The organism is Mycobacterium sp., assembly GCF_052144515.1.
Lineage (GTDB): Bacteria > Actinomycetota > Actinomycetes > Mycobacteriales > Mycobacteriaceae > Mycobacterium.
The window spans coordinates 1-3,943 of the sequence record NZ_JBKQQD010000556.1 but is presented as its reverse complement, the minus strand read 5'-3'; the positions used below and the strand labels follow the sequence as shown (position 1 = coordinate 3,943).

Genomic DNA, 3,943 nt, shown 5'->3' with positions numbered 1-3,943 from the left:
TCGGCGCCAAGGTGGCCGCCGAACTCCAACAGATGACCGGACGAGAAGCCCGCACGGTCGTGCTCGGACATTTGTTGCGGGGTGGGTCGCCCACCTCGTTCGACCGATTACTCGGCCTGCGCTTCGGTGCCGCTGCCGTGCGGGCCCTCGACGAAGGACAAAGCGGGGTGATGGTGGCGCTCAACCCACCGACGGTGGACTACGTTCCGCTCGCTGAGGCCACCCGGCGGCAGAAGACGGTCCCGCTCGACTGCGACTCGATCCTGACCGCCCGCGACATGGGGATCAACTTCGGCGACGAAATGCCCAGCAACAGCACGCTGGGACCATAGCCACGAGGCACTCACCCCGTCTGGAGTTCTCATGCAACAGCGTCCAGCCGATCCGGGCGGGCATCGGTGGCTCGCGCTGGGCGAGGAGGCATTGCCCCCGGACGAACGGTGGCTGGGGCCGGCCGAGGCGGCCACCCTGGCCGGACTGCGGTATACCAAGCGGCGAACCGAATATTTGCTGCGCCGACTTGTCACCAAGCACGCCGTGGCTTCGGTCACCGGCCGGTCCACCGATCCCGCGACGCTCGCGGGCATCGAGGTCCGCAACGCGCCCAGCGGCGCCCCTTATCTGTGCGTCGACGGCGTCGCGGTCGAGCTGGGAGTGTCGATCACCGACCGTGCCGGGTGGGCGGTTTGCGTGACGTCACCGACGGGGCCGCTTGCTGTCGGCTGTGACCTGGAGCTGGTGGAGCCGCGTTCGCGGGGCTTCGTGTGCGACTTCCTCACCACGGCCGAGCAACGTCTGGTCGGCTCGTGCGCGGCCGGTGACGATCGCGACGCGATCGCGAACCTGATCTGGTCGGCAAAGGAGAGTGCGCTCAAGGTGTTGGGCACGGGGCTGCGTCGCGACACCCGCACGCTGGAGGTCACCTTCAACGCACCCCACGCCGCGCCGCGTCATGACGGCTGGGGCGCACTGACCGTGCGCGCCGTCGAAGGTTCCGTGTTTCCGGGTTGGTGGCGACGGGAAGGTCAGTTCCTGCTCACCGTCGCGACGAGGGTGGCCGCTGCGGCGCCAGTGGCCCTCGGCCACCCGCAGGTGCTGGCCCTGGCGGCGCCCCGGCACTCCTGGCTCGACCGGCCGCTATACCCGTGACGCGTCCCGTTTGAGGTCCCGTTTGAGGCCCCGGGTGAGAGCATCGACGACGTAGGGCCGCAACGTCTCGGCGCTGATGATCCGGTCCACCGAACCCACCGCGCGCGCACGCTGCACGGTGTGGATCTGATCGAACTCGTCGGCGACTTCGCTGAGTTTCGCGGACCGGACGGCCGCCGTGATTTCGGCGAGTCGCGCCCGCGCCGGGCCCGCAGCGGACCCCCCGGACCCCGTAGCGTCGCGCGCCCGCTCGGCCGCCTCGCGTACCTGAGGATCCTGGGCGGTGCGGGTATCGACCTCCCGGGCGAAAACGGTGGCCGCCGCGGGCGCACCGCCGATCACCGACGCGAATGAGCCCTCCAGCGCGGCGATCTCGATCCCTTCGTTGAGCTGCTTGGAGAACACGACGAAAGCGCCACCGTGGTACCGGGACACCACCACGAATACGATCGGACCCCGGAAATTGGTTACCGCGCGACCGATTTCGGCCCCGTACTCCAGTTGCCAGCGGCGCATCGATTCCGGAGAGCCGTCGAACCCCGACAGGTTCGCCAGGACGACCACCGGGCGGTTGCCGCTGGCGGCGTTGATGGCGCGAGCCAGCTTGCGCGACGCCTGGGGAAACAGCGTGCCCGAGGACCAGGAGGTGGGGCCGCCGGCGGGCACGAACCCGCGCCGTGGAACCGTGTGCGACTCGATTCCCAGCAAACATACCGGGATGCCGCCGATGTGGGCATCCCACACGATCGCGGTTTCGGCGCCGCGCCATTGGCCCCAGCGCTCCAGCGGCGTGGAATCCATGTCGGCCACGGCCCGCATCACCGAGCGCATGTCGAACGGCTTCTTGCGTTCGGCGTTGTGGGCCGCCGAGAAGATCTCCCCGATGGTTGCCATGTCGCTGCCGGTTGTCGCGATGTGGGGCGCGGAGCGAACGTCGCGGTCCACCGGATCGGTCGTGGCTCGGCGACGTGGCCACCTCTCGCCGGGCACCACATAGGTGTGCTCGTAGTGGCGCAGTAGGATGCCGCATGCGTCGGCGAGTGTGGGTGCCCAGTATTGGCCCTGCCCGTTGGGCCCCATGATCCGGTCGAAGCCGCCGATGCCGAAATTGTCCTCCGCCGACACTCCACCGGAGTAGTCGAGCGCCTGCTTTCCGGTCAGCACCATCGCGCTGGCCGGGGTCATCACCAGGATGCCGCGGGTATGCATCAGCATGGTCGCCTCGGCGTTCCAGTATGGCTGGGCGCCCACGTTCACACCGGCGACGACGATGTTGACCTCGCCGCCGCGCTGGGTGAATTCGATCACTCGGCGCAGCACCGCGGCGATCCAGTCCATGTTCTCGGTGCCGCTGTCCATCGCGATCTTGGCCCCCGACGAGAGCGTGAACCATTCGACCGGCACACCCATCCGTTCGGCCAAATCCAGCGCCGCGATGATCCGCCGGCACTCCGGTTCGGCGAGGTTGCCCAGACCGCGGGTCGGATCGCCGAAGAGCGCGACCCGGGCGATTCCTTCCGGGACCTTCTCCGTGTTATTGCGCAGCACGCCGACGACGATGTTGGCGGAATTCCTCCCGTATGGCCGCGACACGGGTGTCAGGTTGCCGCGGTCGTCGAGATCGTGCTCGACGAATTGACCGGTGGGGAAGCGTGCCACCGCCTCGGGCGGCGGTGTGAGCATCCGCACGATCTCGTATGGATACGGCGCACCGATGCGGATGGCGCGCAACAACTTCTGCCGGTACGGCGTCAAGGTTCGGACCGGCTCGTGCCCGAGCGGGCGTTCCCGTACCGTCACACCTTCGCCCAGGCCTTCCACATCCAGGACATGGTCGCGACCATCCGGGAACCGGACCCGCAGCACGAGTTTCTCCAGGTTGGCACCGATCGCCAGTGGCGCCGACGACCGGGCCAGTGCCGTCCACCCATCGCGTGGCACATTCCAGGGCGGCCGGACGTAGAGAACAATCCGGTTGGCTGCCGGGCGGTCACGTGTGTCGAAACCGGCCAGCGCTTCCCACATCGCCGACAGGGCGAGCGAACCCATCAGCTCGAGCCGCGGGTAGCGCACCGTCCCGTCTGCCGCCCGAACCGGGGTGAGGTCGCGCACCTCGGCGAGCGCGAACAGCCGATGATCTGCCGGGTTGTCATGGGCCACCCCATGAAAGACGTACACGTCCTCCGCGGAGCGCAGGCGGTGCAACTTGAAGTTCGCCAGCCGCCACAGGTCGAGCCGCTTGGCGAGCATCGGGTGGAGGTTGCGGTAGAGGGGATCCTCGACGAATTGGCCATCCTGCTGGCGGTAGGTCACGTGATGGGTACGGAAACGCTCCGGGTCCGTCCCGTCGACGGTCGTCACCGTCAGGTCCAGCCGGTGCAGCAGGCGGCCGAAATCGCAATCGGAAAGCAGCTTTGCGGCCTCGACGATGATGGCGTCTTCGGAGACCTCGCCGTGCCGCCACAGCGCCAGATCCACCACGACGTTCCGTCCGCTGTCGACGGTGGCCAGGTGGCCGGCGATCGCCCTGGACAGCTCCGGCAGCTCCGGCATCGGGGCGTATGCGGTCACGAGATGTATGGGCCGGATCTCGTGGTCCCGGCTTTCATAGTCGTAGTCGGCGGCACCGAGCAGCCTCCCGTCGTGCTCCCCGATCCGCAGATCGTGGAGTTCTCGGATCCGGTAGAACCGGCGGGCGTAGACCTCCAGCAGCGCCCGCTGCAGCCCGGGGTCGTCGGTGCCGCGCCACCTACGCAGCAGCTCGGCTCGCAGCGGCTGCGCGCAGGCGACGAGG

3 protein-coding genes are annotated in these 3,943 nt (G+C 68.5%); 2 read left to right on the top strand and 1 reads right to left on the bottom strand.

What is annotated here, in order from left to right:
• Together ACLP9N_RS37920 and ACLP9N_RS37915 are read left to right on the top strand one after the other, a co-directional pair.
• On the top strand, positions 1-332 hold a 332-nt coding region (locus ACLP9N_RS37920; protein WP_442412210.1), incomplete at its 5' end, for a 6-phosphofructokinase.
• 31 nt (positions 333-363) lie between these two features.
• A complete protein-coding gene (locus ACLP9N_RS37915; protein ID WP_442412209.1) occupies positions 364-1,149 on the top strand; it encodes a 4'-phosphopantetheinyl transferase family protein in 786 nt (261 codons plus the stop codon).
• Here the strand turns inward: ACLP9N_RS37915 and ACLP9N_RS37910 are convergent.
• On the bottom strand, positions 1,138-3,943 hold a 2,806-nt coding region (locus ACLP9N_RS37910), incomplete at its 5' end, for a carboxyl transferase domain-containing protein (protein WP_442412208.1). The two genes, ACLP9N_RS37915 and ACLP9N_RS37910, sit on opposite strands and share 12 nt — an antisense overlap.

What these genes read in the sequence shown, in the direction of transcription:
- ACLP9N_RS37915 (WP_442412209.1), top strand. Translation starts at nt 364, where the DNA reads ATGCAACAGCGTCCAGCCGATCCGGGCGGGCATCGGTGGCTCGCGCTG.